The organism is Bradyrhizobium sp. 25ACV (genome assembly GCF_054863005.1).
In genome coordinates this window covers 92,755-107,922 of record NZ_JAVAYO010000019.1, presented here as the reverse complement: position 1 = coordinate 107,922, position 15,168 = coordinate 92,755, and the positions used below count along the sequence as shown (strand labels likewise).

The window sequence follows — 15,168 nt, the reverse complement described above, 5'->3', positions numbered from 1 at the left end:
ACCGACGGCGTAACGGAGAGAGCATGACGGAACTATCGAGAAAGACCAGCGTCACCGCCTTCGTCCTGCTCTATATCGCCTACTGCATCTCCTATATCGACCGCGCGGCGATCTCGCTGGCGCTGGCGCAGATCGGCAAGGACTTCAATCTCCAGGCCGCAGATCTCGGCATCGTCATCAGCGCGTTCTTCCTCGGCTATGCCGCGATGCAGGTGCCGGGCGGATGGCTCTCCGACCGCTTCGGATCGAAATATGTGGTGATCGTCACCATCGTGATGTGGTCGCTGTTCACGGCGTTCACCAGCCTTGCCTGGTCGCTCACCTCGCTGATCGCAATCCGCTTCGTCTTCGGCATCGCCGAGGGCGGCTTTCCCCCGGCCAGCATCCGCGCCGTCGCGGAGGTGTTCAAGAAGGACAGCCGGCCGAAGATGTCGGCGCTGCTGCTGTCCTCGAACTATGCCGGCAGCATGGTCGCGCCGCTGATCATGGCCCCGCTGATCCTCTGGCTCGGCTGGCGCCATGCCTTCAACGCGATCGGCATTGCGGGCATCCTCTTTGCATTGGCCTATTTCGTCTTCGTCCCGTATCTGGGACGTCCCGGCGAGGTCGGCGCAAGCGCAGCGGCGAAGGCCGAGAACCGCGCGCCGATGCGCGAGCTGATGAAGACTCCGCTGCTGTGGCAGCTGATGTTGGTGTGGTTCGGCCTGAGCTGCGTCAACAAGGGCCTGGATTCCTGGATGCCGCTGTATCTGCTCCAGCAACGCGGGCTCGACCTCAAGACCGTCGGCGTGGTGGCGCCGATCCCGTTCGTGATGGCGACGATCGCGACCGCGATCGGCGGCTGGGTGATGACAACGTTCTTCAACGAGCGCGAAAAATATCTCCTGATCGGCGCCTCCGCATTGACCGGCATCTTCCTCTACGCCATGTACAAGGCGGAGACGATTACGATGCTGATCGTCTATCAATCGCTGGTCTACTTCTTCAAATCCTTCGTGTTGGCCTCGGTGATTGCGCTTCCGACCAAGCTGCTTCGCGACGACCAGATCGGATCCGGGATCGGCATGGTCAATCTCGGCGGCCAGAGCGCGGGCTTCGTCGCTCCTGTGGCCATCGGCTTCATCGTGACCGGAACCGGCTCCTTCGATGCCGCCTTCGGTTTCCTCGTGGCGATGACGGCGCTGTCCGTGCTGGTCGCCGCAACCATCAACACGACCCAGCCTAAGCTCGCGATACAGCCGGCCTGACAGAGGATTTCTGCCGATGCAAAGCGCAATCGTTCTCGGCGGCGGCATGATCGGCGTGAGCGCGGCGCTGCACCTCCAGCAGCGGGGTTGGGCCGTCACGCTCGTTGACCGCAGGGAGCCGGGCCGCGAGACCAGCTACGGCAACGCCGGGATGATCCAGGCCGAAGCGGTCCGCCCCTATCCGATGCCACGCGACCTTGCGACGCTGCTGAAGATCGCGACCGGCCGCACCAACGACGTGCGCTACAGTCTGTCGTCGCTTCATCTCCATATCGAGCCCCTGCTCCGCTACTGGTGGCATTCGGCGCCGAAGCGTCATCGCGAAGCGGTCGACGCGTGGGCGCGGCTGATCGCCTACGCCACGAGCGAGCACGACATCCTCATCCGCGAAGCCCACGCCGACAATCTCATCCGCCGCGCCGGCTATCGCATGCTGCATCGCGATGCCGCTTCATTCGATCTGGCGATCAGGACGGCGGAGGAAGACCGGCGCGAGTTCGGCGTGAATTTTCGCGTGCTCTCCGGCAAGGAGCTTGCGAGGGTCGAGCCGGTCCTGCGCGACGATCTTCCCGGCGCGATTCATTGGCTCGACACCTGGACCGTGTCCGATCCCGGCGCGCTGGTCACGGCCTATGCCGAGCTGTTCGAGCGCCGCGGCGGCACCATTGTGCTGGGCGATGCGCAGTCGCTGCAGCAGACCGCGACCGGCTGGTCGGTCAATACGGATCAGGGGCGTCTCGACGCCGCCAACGCCGTCGTGACTCTCGGGCCGTGGTCGCCCGATCTCCTCCACAAATTCGGCTATCGCATTCCCCTGGTGCGCAAACGCGGCTACCACATGCATTACAGCGGCGGCGCGTCGCTCGACCTGCCGCTGATCGACAAGGCCGGCGGCTATGCCATGGGGCCGATGGCCAAGGGCATTCGCATCACCACGGGAGCCGAGCTGACGAGCCCGGAGGCGCTCGCGACGCCGGTGCAGCTCGCCAGCGCCGAAGCATCCGCACGCGAGCTGATCGACCTCGGCAAGCGCGTCGAGCCGGATCCGTGGTTCGGCACCCGCCCCTGCACGCCCGACATGCTGCCGGTGCTCGGGCAAGCTCCGCGGCATCCCGGCCTCTGGATGAATTTCGGCCACGGCCACCAGGGCTTTACCCTCGGACCCGCGACCGGGCGCCTGCTCGCGGAGATGATGAGCGGCGAGACGCCCGCGATCGATCCGACGCCGTACCGGCCGGAGCGGTTCTAGCCCAAAGAAAAAGGGCTGATCGAGGATCTCGACCAGCCCCATGACTTCAAGGTCTGACAGCGCAGCTCGCGCTGTCGGATCCAGATCAGTCCGTCGTGATCGCCGTCTCCATGTCGGTCGGATCGATCTGCTTGGAGAGGTTGGCGTTGAGCTTGTCGCGGTCGAGTTCACCCTCCCACCAGGCGACGATCACGCAGGCGACGCCGTTACCGCACAGATTGGTCAGCGCGCGGCACTCGCTCATGAACTTGTCGATGCCGAGCACGATCGCCATACCCGGCACGAGGCGCGGGTCGACCACGGCCAGCGTCGCCGCCAGCGTGATGAAGCCCGCACCGGTGATGCCGGAGGCGCCCTTCGAGGTCAGCATCGCCACGACCAGGATGGTCAATTGCTGGCTGAAGCTGAGATCGACGCCGAGCGCCTGCGCGATGAACAGCGTCGCCAGCGTCATGTAGATGTTGGTGCCGTCGAGGTTGAACGAGTAGCCCGTGGGCACCACGAGGCCGACCACCGACTTGGAGCAGCCGAGCCGCTCCAGCTTTTCCATCAGGGACGGCAGCGCGCTTTCCGAGGACGAGGTGCCGAGCACGATCAGCAATTCGTCCTTGATATAGGCCAGGAACTTGAAGATCGAGAAGCCGGCCAGGCGCGCGATGATGCCGAGCACGACGAACACGAACAGCGCCGCGGTGGCATAGAAGGTCGCGATCAGACCGATCAGGTTGAGGATCGCACCGGTCCCGAACTTGCCGATGGTGTAGGCCATCGCACCGAACGCACCGATCGGTGCCGCGCGCATCACGATCGAGATGACGCCGAACACCGCATGCGCGGCATCGTCGATGAAGCTGCGGATGGTGTGGCCGCGCTCACCCAAGCTCATGATGGCGAAGCCGAACAGCACCGAGAACAGCAGCACCTGCAGGATCTCGCCTTGCGCGAAGGCGCCGACCACGGTGTCCGGAATGATGTGCAGCACGAAGTCGACGGACTTCTGGCCGGCGGCCTGCTTGGCGTAGTTCGCAACGGCCGCTTCGCTCGCCGCAGCATTGCCAAAACCTGCACCCGGCTTGACGAGATTGCCGACGATGAGACCGATGACCAGCGCGAAGGTCGAGACGACCTCGAAATAGACCAGCGCCTTGACGCCGATGCGGCCGACCTTCTTGGCGTCCTGGATGTGGGCAATACCGGAGACGACGGTACAGAAGATGATCGGGGCGATCACCATCTTGATCAGCTTGATGAAGCCGTCGCCGAGCGCCTTGATCCATTCGTTGGTGGCAACCGTCGGCCAGAGCCAGCCGACGATGGCGCCGAGCACGATGGCGATCAGCACCTGGACGTAGAGAACCTTGTACCACGGCTTGGCGACGGGCGGCGCGACCGGCGCCCCCGCCATCGTTGTCGTCGTCATCGTTTCACTCCCCCTCAAAACACTGGGCCAGCCAAGATCAACTTGGCCGGCCCTGTCAATTGGAACCGCTCGCTGTTGCGCGTTTTACCGGCGGCGGTCGATCAGCCTGCGCGCCGCCGGCATCAACGCCGCGCCAAGCGCGTTCTTGATCAGTGAGGCCGCAACGAACGGCACGATGCCGACCTGCCAGGCCTTCGCAACGCCGAGCCCCAGGCCGAACGCCAGCCAGCCGAACCCGGCGGCCAGAATGACGATATGGCCGACAGCCATCGCTGCGAACAGCAGCACCACACTGCGATCCCAGCCGCGCTCGGCGAGCCAGCCGGTCACGAAGGCGGCCGCAATGAAACCGAACAGATAGCCCGCAGTCGGGCCAACCAGCGGCGCAATTCCACCCACCGGCCCGGCGAATACCGGCGCGCCAAGCGCGCCTTCGGCGAGGTAGGCGATCATGGTTGCGCTGCCAAGACGCCAGCCATAGGCCGCGCCGATCATCAGCACCACCAGCGTTTGCAACGTCATGGGCACATAAGGCAGCGGCAGGCTGACCTTGGCTGATAGCGCCATCAATGCGGTGCCGAGCGCAACCAGCACGACGGCACGCACTGCGCCGACGGTTTCGCCCGGCCGGGTCGGCCACATCAATGCGGCGAGAGGAAAATGCGGCGTGGCGGTGGTCGGGACAGATCGGTCAGACAAGATGAACTCCGGAAGTGGTCGAAAACTGGCGGCTATTTAAGCCAGTGAGCGATCCGGTCAACTGCCTCGCGCATCTCCCCGGGCGAGCGTGCATAAGAAAAGCGAATGAACGAGCGGCCGTGAACGGGATCGAAATCGAGCCCGGGCGTGGCCGCGACGCGCGCCTGTTCCAGCATCTGCTTGGCGAACTCGAAACTGTCGGAGGTGAAGTCCGAGACGTCGGCGTAGAGATAAAATGCACCATCGGCCGGCAGAAACTTGGCTAGGCCGGCTTTCGGCAATCCCTCGATCAAAATCCGCCGGTTTTCCTGATAGCCGTGCTTGATCGCCTCCATCTCGGCCGCGCCGTCGAAGGCTGCCTCTGCCGCGATCTGCGACAGCGACGGCACCGAGATCGACAGGTTCTGCTGCAGCCGCTCGATTGGCCGCACCAGAATTTCAGGCACGACCATCCAGCCGACGCGCCAGCCCGTCATGCAAAAATACTTCGAGAACGAGTTGATCACGAGTGCGTGCTCGGAGAGCGCGGCCGCGGTGACCGCCGGAAACGCATAATCGAGCCCGTGATAGATCTCGTCCGAGATGAACCGGATGCCGGCGTCTTCGGCGGCCGCCATCAAGCCGGCGAGCGCTTCGCGGGACATCATCGTCCCCGTCGGATTGGCGGGGCTGCCGACCAGCACGCCCTTCAGCGGCGCCTTGCGATGCGCCGCGAGCAACGCCTCGCCAGTGAGCGCATGGCGCGTCTCGTTCGTGGTCTCGATCAGCACCGGCTCGCAACCGAGCGCGGTGAGGATATGACGATAAGGCGGATAGCCCGGCACCGTCACGGCCACGCGGTCGCCGGGCTCGAACATCGACAGGAAGGCCAGGATGAACCCGCCGGAGGAGCCGGTGGTCACCACGATCCGGTCAGGGCTGACGTCACAGCCATAGGCATCGCGATAATGGCGCGCGATGCGCTCGCGCAGACTGGGAATGCCGAGCGCGGAGGTATAATCAATCCGCCCGGCCTCGAGCGCCGCGTGGGCGGCCGCAATCGCGGTGCTGGGCGCCCCAGCCGCGGGCTGGCCGACCTCCATATGGACGACATGGCCGCCGGCGGCCTCGATTCGGGCCGCCGCGGCCATGACGTCCATCACCATGAACGGGGGAACATCACTGCGGTGGGAGGGCTCGAGCCACTGCCCCAACCGGTTCCTCAATGTCGCATCGTGCATCGATTTCTGCTATTTTTCGCTGGCGGGCCGGTGCGTCCGGCCCGGGAACGGGGCGCTTGCGCCCCAGACTGGCCGCATTGTACGGCTCATAAGGGTAACGCTCATAAGGGCATATCGCGTATCCGGTCCGCCGCCAATCGCCAAAACCAATCACGAAACTGCTCTCCAGACCGTTTGATGTTTCTCCAGATCGCATTGCGCAAGAAGGCCTCCGCCCTCACCGCCCTCGTCACGGCTGCGGCGATCGCGCTGCTGCCGCTCCCGGCGGCGCGGGCGCAGCAGAAGGGGCCGCCGGTCCTGCGCGACACCGAGACCGAGCAGCTGCTGCGCGAATACACGCGCCCGATCCTGCGCGTCGCCGGTCTGGAGAAGCAGAACATCCAGATGGTGATCCTTAACGACGGCTCGTTCAACGCGTTCGTCGCGGACGGCCGCCGCATCTTCGTCAATTACGGCGCGATGCTTCAGTCGGAGACGCCGAACCAGATCATCGGCGTGCTCGCGCACGAGACCGGGCATCTGGCGGGCGGCCATCTGTCCAAGCTGCGCGAGCAGCTCGCCGCCGCCCAGACCCAGATGATCATCGCGATGCTGCTCGGCGCCGGCGCGATCGCCGCGGGTAGCACCCAGCGCAGCAGCGCAGGCAACAACGGGCTCGCCAATGCCGGCGCCGCCGCGATCTCGGCTCCGCAGGAGGTGATCCGCCGCACGCTGCTGTCCTATCAGCGCCAGCAGGAGGAGAACGCCGACCGCGCCGGCGTGAAATTCCTGACCGCGACCCAGCAATCGCCGAAGGGCATGTACGAGACCTTCAAGCGCTTCACCGGCGAGAGCCTGTTCGCCGCGCGCGGCGCCGATCCTTATCTCCAGTCGCATCCGATGCCGGCCGAGCGCGTTGCCGCGCTTCAAGAATTCGCCAGCTCCAGCCCCTACTGGAACAAGAAGGACGATCCCGCGCTGCAGCTCCGCCACGACATGGTGCGCGCCAAGATCTCCGCGTTCATGGAGCGGCCGGAGACGGTGTACCGCCGCTATCCCCAGACCAACGACAGCATGCCGGCGCGCTATGCCCGCGCCATCAGCACCTATCTGCACGGCGATCTCCGTAGCGCGCTGACCCAGATCGATGCGCTGATCCAGGTCCAGCCCAACAATCCGTACTTTTACGAGGTGCGCGGCCAGGCCCTGTTGGAGAGCGGCAAGCCGGCCGAGGCGGTCGCGCCGCTGCGCAAGGCCGCGCAGCTTTCCAACAACGCCCCCCTCATCGAGATGTTACTTGGGCAGGCTCTGGTTGGAACCGATAATAAGGCCTACACCGACGACGCCGTTCGGATTCTCCGCGCCGCGGTGGCGCGAGAGCCCGAGGCGGTGCTCGGCTATACCCAGCTCGCGATGGCCTATGGCCGGAAGGGCGACTATGCCGAAGCGGATCTCGCCTCGGCGCAAGCCGCTTACCTGCGCGGCGACAACAAGACCGCCCGCGAGCTCGCCACGCGCGCGAAAACCCGTTTCGCCGTCGGCACGCCCGGATGGGTCAAGGCCGACGACATCGTGGCGGCGAAGCCGCCGCGCAACTGACGCAACTCGAACGACGCCCGATACCACGACGTCACGACACCGAGCTTAAGTCCGCCGGGACGTATTCCGAAACCTGCTTTGGATAAGAGGATTTACCTATGTCTTCGCTGCGCCTGCTTGCTCCCGCGTTGTTTGCGCTCGCCCTGTTCGGCGCAGCCGTGCCCGCGTCGGCCGACAGTTTCTCCGACACCCAGCGCACCGACATCGAGAAGATCATCAAGAACTATCTCATCAGCCATCCCGAGGTGCTCGAGGAGGCCATGGCCGAGCTCAGCAAGCGGCAGGCCGCGGCCGAGACGCAGAAGCACGAGGCCAGCATCGCGCAGAATGCGGACGCGATCTTCAATTCGCCGCGCCAGGTCGTGCTCGGCAACAAGGACGGCGACGTCACCTTCGTCGAATTCTTCGATTACAATTGCGGCTACTGCAAGCGCGCGATGGACGACATGCTCACCATCATGAAGGCCGATCCGAAGCTGAAGGTGGTGCTGAAGGAATTTCCGGTGCTGAGCCAGGGCTCGGTGGAGGCTGCGCAGGTCGCCGTCGCCGTGCGCATGCAGGATCCCTCCGGCAAGAAATATCTCGACTTCCACCAGAAGCTGCTCGGCGGCCGCGGCGCGGCCGACAAGGCGCGCGCGCTTCAAGCCGCCAAGGAAGCCGGCCTCGACACCGCAAAGATCGAGAAAGACATCGCCAGCCCCGAGGTGCGCGCCACCATCGAGGAGAACTTCAAGCTCGCCGAAGCGATGGGCATGAACGGCACGCCGAGCTACGTGATCGGCAAGCAGATCGTGATCGGCGCGGTCGGCGTCGAGGGCCTCAAGGAAAAGATCGGCATTGCCCGCTGCGGCAAGGCAACCTGCTGATCGTACGTTTTTTACGATCCTGAAAACCCGAAGAGGCCGGCTGACAAGCCGGCCTTTTTCTTTGCGCCGAACGTTGGCGACTTCGTGCAAACTCATTCATCTGGCATTCAACAAACAAATGCCGCGGAACAGGCGAAGTTCCGGAACAACTCAAATCTCCTGTCGTTGTCGGCGCGGGCAATGACGCAAAGAAACACGTGAGGAGAATTCGATGTTGAACCGCTTTATGATTTCTGTCGCCGCAGTCGCCCTGGTCGCGGGCGCCGGTCTGGCGAACGCACAAGACAAGGGCCGTGACAGCGGCGCTGGCTCGCAGCAGATGCAGCATTCGCAGCCTTCCGGCGGCGCCGCCGAGCGGGGCGCGATCGGCCGCGATTCCATGAGCCATGACAAGGGCACCGTCGGCCAGGCCGGTGGCGCTGGCACCATGAAGTCCGATCGGGCTTCCGAAGACAAATCCGGCGCGATGAAGGACGAGCGCTCCCCGGGCGGCGCGATGAACAAGAACGCGGCCGAGGACAAGGCCGGCGCCACCAAGGGTCAGCGCACTGACGAACGCGCGCAGGACAAGTCCCAGCAAGACAAGTCGAAGAGCATGAGCTCGGATTCGACAAAGTCTGACCCCGCCAAGTCTGCCAAGGACATGAAGGCCGAGGACAACAAGGCCGGCGGCGCCGCCAAGACCAACAATGCGGCCACGACCGACAAGTCCCAGACCACGACCGGCGCCGCCTCCGCGACGGCTTCCGCGCCGCCGGCCGAAAAGCGGACTGAAATCTCAACGGCGATCAAGTCGACCAAGATCGAAGAGACGACGAACGTCAACTTCAACATCTCGGTCGGCACCGCGATCCCGGCCTCCGTCCGAGTCCATCCGCTTCCGCCCCGGATCGTGGAGATCTACCCGGAGTGGCGTGGCTATGAGGTGATCTTTGTCCGCGGTCAGTACGTGATCGTCCGTCCGCAGACGCGCGAGATCGTCTATATCATTGAAGGCTAAGCTGCTTCGCTGAAGCCCAAATGGGCCCTTGCCGAGAGATCGGCAGGGGCCTTTGGCCTATGCGTCGCCCTCCCCTGCGAGCCTCCCTCCGGCAGCCACGATTAGAACTGGTTAACAAGCAATTTCCGTAGCTTCCGCACAGGTTTTTGCACCGGGGATGAGGTACCTGAAGGCCCCTGGGAGGCCCTTCAAGGCTTCCCCTAGGCCGCTTTGTTACCTATAACCCCGCCACGCCGAGCACCTCTTCCCGGGATTGGAATGGCAGAACCTGCAACCGATACGATCCTCGTCCTCAACGGGCCGAACCTCAACATGTTGGGAACGCGCGAGCCCGAGAAGTACGGCCACGCCACGCTGGCTGACGTCGAGGCACTGTGCCGGGAGACCGCGGCAACGTTCGACCTCAAGGCCGATTGCCGGCAGTCCAATCGCGAGGGCGAGTTGATCGACTTCATCCACGAGGCGCATGCGCGCAAGATGAAGGGCATCATCGTCAATGCAGGCGGCTATTCGCACACCTCGATCGCGCTGCACGACGCGCTGCTCGCGGTGCAGATCCCGACGGTCGAAGTGCATGTGACCAACATCCACGCCCGCGAGAGCTTTCGTCACCACTCCTACACCGCACGCGCGGCTTTCGCCTCGCTCTGCGGTTTCGGCATCGAGGGCTACCGCCTCGCCATCCAGGGCCTTGCCGCCAAGCTTGCCATCAAGCCCAAGGCCTGAAGCCCCCTCATCAAACAGAACATTCGGATCAAAGAACATGGCGCGCCAGCCAGACGACAAAGCAGCCGCAAAGTTTTCCAGCGAGGATTCCGCGCTCGTCCGCGAGCTCGCTTTGCTGCTCGATGAGACCAGCCTCACCGAGATCGAGATCGAACGTGCGGGCCTGCGCCTGCGCGTCGCCCGCAACGTCAGCGTTGCTGCGACCATGCCGATGCAGATGGCAGCCGCTCCCGCCGCCCTGCCGGTCGCCTCCGCCGCGCCTGCCGCCGCCGGTCCCGACCTGTCGAAGCATCCTGGCGCCGTCAGCTCCCCGATGGTCGGCACCGCCTATTGGGCACCGGAGCCCGGCGCCAAGCCGTTCATCGAGGTCGGCAGCAAGGTCTCGGTCGGACAGACGCTGCTGATCATCGAAGCCATGAAGACCATGAACCAGATCCCCTCGCCGCGCGCCGGCACGGTGACGCAGATCCTGGTCGAGGACGGCCAGCCGGTCGAGTACGGCGAGCCGCTGGTGATCATTGAGTAGGCGAATGGGGAGTAGCGAATAGCGAAGGGTGTCACCGTTCTCTACTCGCTATTCGCCACTCGCCATTCGCACCTTCCTGTTTGCTCCCTGAGGCACCATGTTCGACAAGATCCTCATAGCCAATCGCGGCGAGATCGCCCTTCGCATCCTCAGGGCCTGCAAGGAGCTCGGCATCGCGACCGTCGCCGTGCACTCCACCGCCGACGCCGATGCCATGCATGTGCGCCTGTCGGACGAGAGCGTCTGCATCGGACCGCCGGCATCCAAGGACAGCTATCTCAACGTGCCCGCGCTGCTCGCGGCCTGCGAGATCACCGGCGCCGATGCCGTGCATCCCGGTTACGGCTTCCTGTCCGAGAATGCCCGCTTTGCGGAGATCCTCGCCGAGCACAATTTGCATTTCATCGGCCCCAAGGCCGAGCACATCCGCCTGATGGGCGACAAGATCGAGGCGAAGAAGACCGCCAAGAAGCTCGGCATTCCCGTGGTGCCCGGTTCCGACGGTGCGGTCGGTCCCGATGACGACGCGCTGGCGATCGCCAGGAAGATCGGCTTTCCGGTGCTGGTGAAGGCGGCGGCCGGCGGCGGCGGCCGCGGCATGAAGGTGGCGCACAGCGAGGCCGACCTCCAGGTGGCGCTGTCGACGGCGGCCAACGAGGCCAAATCCGCCTTCGGCGATGCCTCGGTCTATCTGGAAAAATACCTCCAGAAGCCGCGTCACATTGAGATCCAGATTCTCGGCGACGGCCGCGGCGGCGCGATCCATCTCGGCGAGCGCGACTGCTCGCTGCAACGCCGCCACCAGAAGGTTTGGGAAGAGGGCCCCTCGCCTGTCCTTGCCGCCGCCGCGCGCGCCAAGATCGGCGAAACCTGTGCGAAAGCCATGCGCGAGATGAAATATCTCGGCGTCGGCACCATCGAGTTCTTGTTCGAGGACGGCGAGTTCTACTTCATCGAGATGAACACCCGCATCCAGGTCGAGCATCCCGTCACCGAGAGCATCACCGACATCGACCTCGTGCTGGAGCAGATCCGCATCGCCGCCGGCGGCGATTTGCCGGCAAGGCAGGAAGAGGTCCAGGTCATCGGCCATGCGATCGAGTGCCGCATCAACGCCGAGAACCCCCAGACCTTCCGGCCCTCGCCCGGCCGCATACTGCAATACCATCCGCCCGGCGGACTCGGCGTCCGGATCGATTCCGCGGTCTACCAAGGCTACACGATCCCGCCCTATTACGATTCCCTGGTCGGCAAGCTCATCGTGCACGGCAAGACCCGCGCCGAATGCCTGATGCGGCTGCGCCGGGCGCTGGACGAGATGGTCGTGGAAGGCATCGAGACCACGCTGCCGCTGTTCCGCGCGCTGGTGCGTGAAGACGACATCATCAACGGGGATTATCACATCCACTGGCTGGAACAGTATCTGGCCGGAAAGACGGAACCCGTCCCGCGATAAATCCGCTTTCGTCGTGGAACCCTTTGGGCCCCATCGCGTTCTCGACGCGGGGACAGGTCCAAGGGGGCGTTTTGACTTCCGCTGAACGTGACAGAGCGAGGCCGTCGTGACGGCCGAGGCCCATCGACGGCGCGCATTTTGGCAGATCCTGCTGATCGCGGCGGGCCTCTTGATTCTGACCGTGATCAGCGCCGGCTCGGTCTACCTCGTCAACAAGGCGCGGGACGACAGCAAATGGGTGGTTCACACCATCGAGGCGGAGAGCCAAATCAACGCCCTGCTGCTCGAAATCCGCCGCGCCGAGAGCAGCGCCCGCGGCTTTCTCCTGACGCAGGGACCGGATTTCCAGTCGGACCATGAGAAGGCCGTCGCAGCGATCATTCCGGCACTCGACAAGCTCACGCGCCAGATCGGCGATAATCCCGCGCAACGCGACAGCATCGAGAAGCTGAGTACGGCGATCGCGACCCGGCTCGACCAGTTTTCGCGCGAGATGAAGTTCGTGAAGGAGGGCCAACCGGACAGGGCCACGGCGCTGATCCGCGAGGCCGCGGCCGGCAACACCACGACGACGATCAGCAATTTGGCCAACGCGATGATCCGCGAGGAGGAGCGGCTGTTCCGGGTCCGAACGGCAAACTCCGACCGGAGTCAGACCCTGGCTGCATCGATGACCGGCATCGGCTCCGGCCTCGTCGTGCTGCTGGCCCTGATCTCGACCTGGCTGGTGCGGCGCTCGGCCCGCGCCCGTGACGAGGCCGAAGCCCGCATGCGCGATGCCAACGTCAATCTGGAGTCCGTCGTCGACGAGCGCACCGCGGACCTGCGCGAAGCCAACGCAGAGATCCAGCGCTTTGCCTATATCGTCAGCCACGATCTGCGCTCGCCGCTCGTCAACATCATGGGCTTCACCAGCGAGCTCGAAGAGCTCAGCGGCGATGTTTTCCGCCGCCTCGGCAGCCTCACCCAAGTCCCCGCCGGCGGGCCGCCGCTGGCGCCAGGCGCGCCCGGCGAGATCGCGCTCGAAGGCGCCGACAAGCAGCTCTCGGAGGATTTTTCCGAAGCGCTCGGCTTCATCAAGACGTCGATCGCCAAGATGGACCGGCTGATTTCGGCCATCCTCAACCTCACCCGCGAGGGCCGACGCGAATTCCAGCCGGTGAAGATCGACACCAGCGAGCTGATCGAGGCCATCGTGTCGACGCTGGCGCATCAGGCCGCCGAGGCGCAGGCCCAGATCCACCTCGAGCCTCTGCCTGACATCGTCAGCGACCGGCTCGCACTCGAGCAGATCTTCTCCAATCTGATCGACAATGCGATCAAGTACCTGAAGCGCGGGGTGCCCGGCGAGATCAGAATTCGCGGGCGGACCAAGCTCGGCTACGCTATCTTCGAGATCAGCGACAATGGCCGCGGCATCGATCCGAAGGATCATCAGCGGATATTCGACCTGTTCCGCCGCGCGGGAACCCAGGACAAGCCCGGCCAGGGCATTGGTCTTGCGCATGTGCGTGCACTTGTGCGTCGCCTCGGCGGCACCATGTCGGTATCATCGGAACTGGACGCGGGCAGCACCTTCACGATCACGCTGCCGATCGCCTGGAATGTGAGCAACCGGAACGCAGATCGATGACCCAGCCTGTCACCATCATCATGATCGAGGACGACGAGGGCCACGCCCGCCTGATCGAGCGCAACATTCGCCGCTCGGGAGTGAATAACGAGATCGTCTCGTTCCCCAACGGCACGGACGCGATGCAGCATTTGTTCGGCCCCGACGGCAGCGGGCTCGTGCAGAAGGGCAACGCGCTGCTGATCCTGCTCGACCTCAACCTGCCCGACATGACTGGGATCGACATCCTGAGGCAGATCAAGGAAAACAAATATCTGAAGGCTTCGCCCGTGGTGGTGCTGACCACCACCGACGATTCCCAGGAAATCAAGCGTTGCTACGAGCTCGGCTGCAACGTCTACATCACCAAGCCCGTCAACTACGAGAATTTCGCCAATGCCATCCGGCAGCTTGGCCTGTTCTTCTCGGTCATCCAGGTCCCTCCCGCCGCCCCATGAACCAGCGCACGCCAACACTGCTCTACATCGACGACGACAGTGCGCTGGCGCGCCTGGTCGATCGCGGCCTGACGCGGCGCGGCTACAGGGTCGTCCATGCCGCGAGCGGCGAGGAAGGCCTGGAGCGCATCCGCCGCGCCGCGGCCGAGGGCGGCATCGACGTGGTGGCGCTCGACCAGTACATGCCCGGCCTCGACGGGCTGGAGACGCTGGAGCAGATCATGGCGATCCCGGGTGCGCCGCCCGTGGTGTTCGTAACGGCCTCGCAGGATTCCAGCATCGCGGTGACCGCGCTGAAGGCTGGCGCGGCCGATTATCTCGTCAAGGACGTCACGGGCGATTTCATCCCCCTGCTCCACGTCGCAACCGAGGGCGCGCTGCGCCAGGCCGAATTGCAGAAGGCACGCGAGGAAGCCGAGGCCGAGATCCATGCCTCGCGCGACCGCTACGCCGCCCTTGCCGCCGAACGCGAGTTGCTGCTGCGCGAGGTCAACCACCGCGTCGGCAACTCGCTCCAGATCATCGCTTCGCTGCTGCACCTCCAGGCAAGCTCCGCCGCGCAGGACGAGGTCAAGGCGGCACTGACCAATGCGATGGGCCGCGTCGCCGCGGTCGCGCAAGTGCACCGCCGCCTCTACACCTCGCAGGATCTGAAGAGCGTGGTCCTGAACCAGTATCTGGACTCGCTGCTCGAGGATCTTCGCCGCTCGGCCGAAGGCAACCGCATGTCGCGCCTGACGCTGAAGGCCGAGCCGATCGAGATTGATCCCGATCGCGCGGTCGCCGTCGGCATCATCGTCAACGAGCTGGTGATGAACGCGGTGAAATACGCCTATCCCGATGGCGCCGGCCCGATCCATGTCGAGCTGCACGCGCAGGGCGACGATGTCCTGCTGTCGATCACCGACGACGGCGTCGGCGACAACGTCAAGGCCGATCCGCGCTCGACCGGCATGGGCCAGCGCATCGTCGCGGCCATGGCCTCCAAGCTCGACGCCACGGTCGAGCGCGATCCCGGCCATTCCGGAACCCGGATCGTGCTGAAATTCGCTCGCATGCCCGCAGCCCCCGGCAGAACCAGCACTGCCGCCGCGAGCTGATCTCGCTGCCC

14 protein-coding genes are annotated in these 15,168 nt (G+C 64.7%); 11 read left to right on the top strand and 3 right to left on the bottom strand.

The features are described 5' to 3' along the window. The first annotated feature begins 23 nt into the window (after positions 1 to 23). Together RAD04_RS33095 and RAD04_RS33090 are read left to right on the top strand one after the other, a co-directional pair. A complete protein-coding gene (locus RAD04_RS33095; protein WP_461627139.1) occupies positions 24 to 1,247 on the top strand; it encodes an MFS transporter in 1,224 nt (407 codons plus the stop codon). Between the two features lie 16 nt (positions 1,248 to 1,263). After that, positions 1,264 to 2,496, top strand: a complete 1,233-nt coding sequence (locus tag RAD04_RS33090) for an NAD(P)/FAD-dependent oxidoreductase (protein ID WP_461627138.1) — start codon at positions 1,264 to 1,266, stop codon at positions 2,494 to 2,496. 85 nt (positions 2,497 to 2,581) lie between these two features. On the opposite strand, the gene RAD04_RS33085 is transcribed toward RAD04_RS33090, so the two are convergent. The 3 genes from RAD04_RS33085 to RAD04_RS33075 all read right to left on the bottom strand — a co-directional run bounded on the left by RAD04_RS33085 (position 2,582) and on the right by RAD04_RS33075 (position 5,835). Then, positions 2,582 to 3,916, bottom strand: a complete 1,335-nt coding sequence (locus tag RAD04_RS33085; RefSeq protein WP_461627137.1) for a dicarboxylate/amino acid:cation symporter — start codon at positions 3,914 to 3,916, stop codon at positions 2,582 to 2,584. A gap of 84 nt (positions 3,917 to 4,000) precedes the next feature. Continuing rightward, positions 4,001 to 4,558, bottom strand: a complete 558-nt coding sequence (locus RAD04_RS33080; protein ID WP_461627168.1) for a biotin transporter BioY — start codon at positions 4,556 to 4,558, stop codon at positions 4,001 to 4,003. A gap of 89 nt (positions 4,559 to 4,647) precedes the next feature. Further along, the gene (locus RAD04_RS33075) at positions 4,648 to 5,835 is read right to left on the bottom strand and encodes a pyridoxal phosphate-dependent aminotransferase (RefSeq protein ID WP_461627136.1); all 1,188 of its coding nucleotides are present in this window, start codon (positions 5,833 to 5,835) and stop codon (positions 4,648 to 4,650) included. Positions 5,836 to 6,012: 177 nt separating this feature from the next. On the opposite strand from RAD04_RS33075, the gene RAD04_RS33070 reads away from it, so the two are divergent. From RAD04_RS33070 to RAD04_RS33030, 9 genes are all read left to right on the top strand, one after another. Further along, positions 6,013 to 7,413 carry a M48 family metalloprotease gene (locus RAD04_RS33070; RefSeq protein ID WP_091956985.1) on the top strand — a complete coding sequence of 467 codons (1,401 nt, stop codon included), beginning with the start codon at positions 6,013 to 6,015 and terminating at the stop codon, positions 7,411 to 7,413. A gap of 98 nt (positions 7,414 to 7,511) precedes the next feature. Then, positions 7,512 to 8,279 (top strand): DsbA family protein, encoded by a 768-nt coding sequence (locus tag RAD04_RS33065; RefSeq protein WP_461627135.1) that lies wholly within the window; start codon positions 7,512 to 7,514, stop codon positions 8,277 to 8,279. A 211-nt stretch (positions 8,280 to 8,490) separates the two neighbouring features. Then, positions 8,491 to 9,279, top strand: coding sequence for a DUF1236 domain-containing protein (locus RAD04_RS33060; RefSeq protein ID WP_461627134.1), 789 nt, complete (start codon positions 8,491 to 8,493; stop codon positions 9,277 to 9,279). A gap of 258 nt (positions 9,280 to 9,537) precedes the next feature. Next, positions 9,538 to 10,005, top strand: coding sequence for a type II 3-dehydroquinate dehydratase (gene aroQ / locus RAD04_RS33055; protein WP_461627133.1), 468 nt, complete (start codon positions 9,538 to 9,540; stop codon positions 10,003 to 10,005). Between the two features lie 37 nt (positions 10,006 to 10,042). Further along, positions 10,043 to 10,531, top strand: coding sequence for an acetyl-CoA carboxylase biotin carboxyl carrier protein (gene accB, locus RAD04_RS33050; protein ID WP_461627132.1), 489 nt, complete (start codon positions 10,043 to 10,045; stop codon positions 10,529 to 10,531). Positions 10,532 to 10,628: 97 nt separating this feature from the next. After that, a complete protein-coding gene (gene accC / locus RAD04_RS33045; protein WP_461627131.1) occupies positions 10,629 to 11,987 on the top strand; it encodes an acetyl-CoA carboxylase biotin carboxylase subunit in 1,359 nt (452 codons plus the stop codon). A 106-nt stretch (positions 11,988 to 12,093) separates the two neighbouring features. After that, positions 12,094 to 13,620, top strand: coding sequence for a sensor histidine kinase (locus tag RAD04_RS33040; protein WP_461627130.1), 1,527 nt, complete (start codon positions 12,094 to 12,096; stop codon positions 13,618 to 13,620). After that, positions 13,617 to 14,057 carry a response regulator gene (locus RAD04_RS33035; RefSeq protein WP_461627129.1) on the top strand — a complete coding sequence of 147 codons (441 nt, stop codon included), beginning with the start codon at positions 13,617 to 13,619 and terminating at the stop codon, positions 14,055 to 14,057. Before RAD04_RS33040 ends, RAD04_RS33035 begins: the two co-directional genes overlap by 4 nt. Continuing rightward, positions 14,054 to 15,157 (top strand): sensor histidine kinase, encoded by a 1,104-nt coding sequence (locus tag RAD04_RS33030; protein ID WP_461627128.1) that lies wholly within the window; start codon positions 14,054 to 14,056, stop codon positions 15,155 to 15,157. Before RAD04_RS33035 ends, RAD04_RS33030 begins: the two co-directional genes overlap by 4 nt. Positions 15,158 to 15,168: the final 11 nt, after the last annotated feature.

Coding starts and splice junctions, on each gene's coding strand:
- RAD04_RS33085 (WP_461627137.1), bottom strand. CDS start 3,916: ATGACGACGACAACGATGGCGGGGGCGCCGGTCGCGCCGCCCGTCGCC.
- accB (WP_461627132.1), top strand. CDS start 10,043: ATGGCGCGCCAGCCAGACGACAAAGCAGCCGCAAAGTTTTCCAGCGAG.
- RAD04_RS33035 (WP_461627129.1), top strand. CDS start 13,617: ATGACCCAGCCTGTCACCATCATCATGATCGAGGACGACGAGGGCCAC.
- RAD04_RS33030 (WP_461627128.1), top strand. CDS start 14,054: ATGAACCAGCGCACGCCAACACTGCTCTACATCGACGACGACAGTGCG.
- RAD04_RS33070 (WP_091956985.1), top strand. CDS start 6,013: ATGTTTCTCCAGATCGCATTGCGCAAGAAGGCCTCCGCCCTCACCGCC.
- RAD04_RS33080 (WP_461627168.1), bottom strand. CDS start 4,558: ATGTGGCCGACCCGGCCGGGCGAAACCGTCGGCGCAGTGCGTGCCGTC.
- RAD04_RS33090 (WP_461627138.1), top strand. CDS start 1,264: ATGCAAAGCGCAATCGTTCTCGGCGGCGGCATGATCGGCGTGAGCGCG.
- RAD04_RS33095 (WP_461627139.1), top strand. CDS start 24: ATGACGGAACTATCGAGAAAGACCAGCGTCACCGCCTTCGTCCTGCTC.
- RAD04_RS33075 (WP_461627136.1), bottom strand. CDS start 5,835: ATGCACGATGCGACATTGAGGAACCGGTTGGGGCAGTGGCTCGAGCCC.
- RAD04_RS33065 (WP_461627135.1), top strand. CDS start 7,512: ATGTCTTCGCTGCGCCTGCTTGCTCCCGCGTTGTTTGCGCTCGCCCTG.
- aroQ (WP_461627133.1), top strand. CDS start 9,538: ATGGCAGAACCTGCAACCGATACGATCCTCGTCCTCAACGGGCCGAAC.
- RAD04_RS33060 (WP_461627134.1), top strand. CDS start 8,491: ATGTTGAACCGCTTTATGATTTCTGTCGCCGCAGTCGCCCTGGTCGCG.
- accC (WP_461627131.1), top strand. CDS start 10,629: ATGTTCGACAAGATCCTCATAGCCAATCGCGGCGAGATCGCCCTTCGC.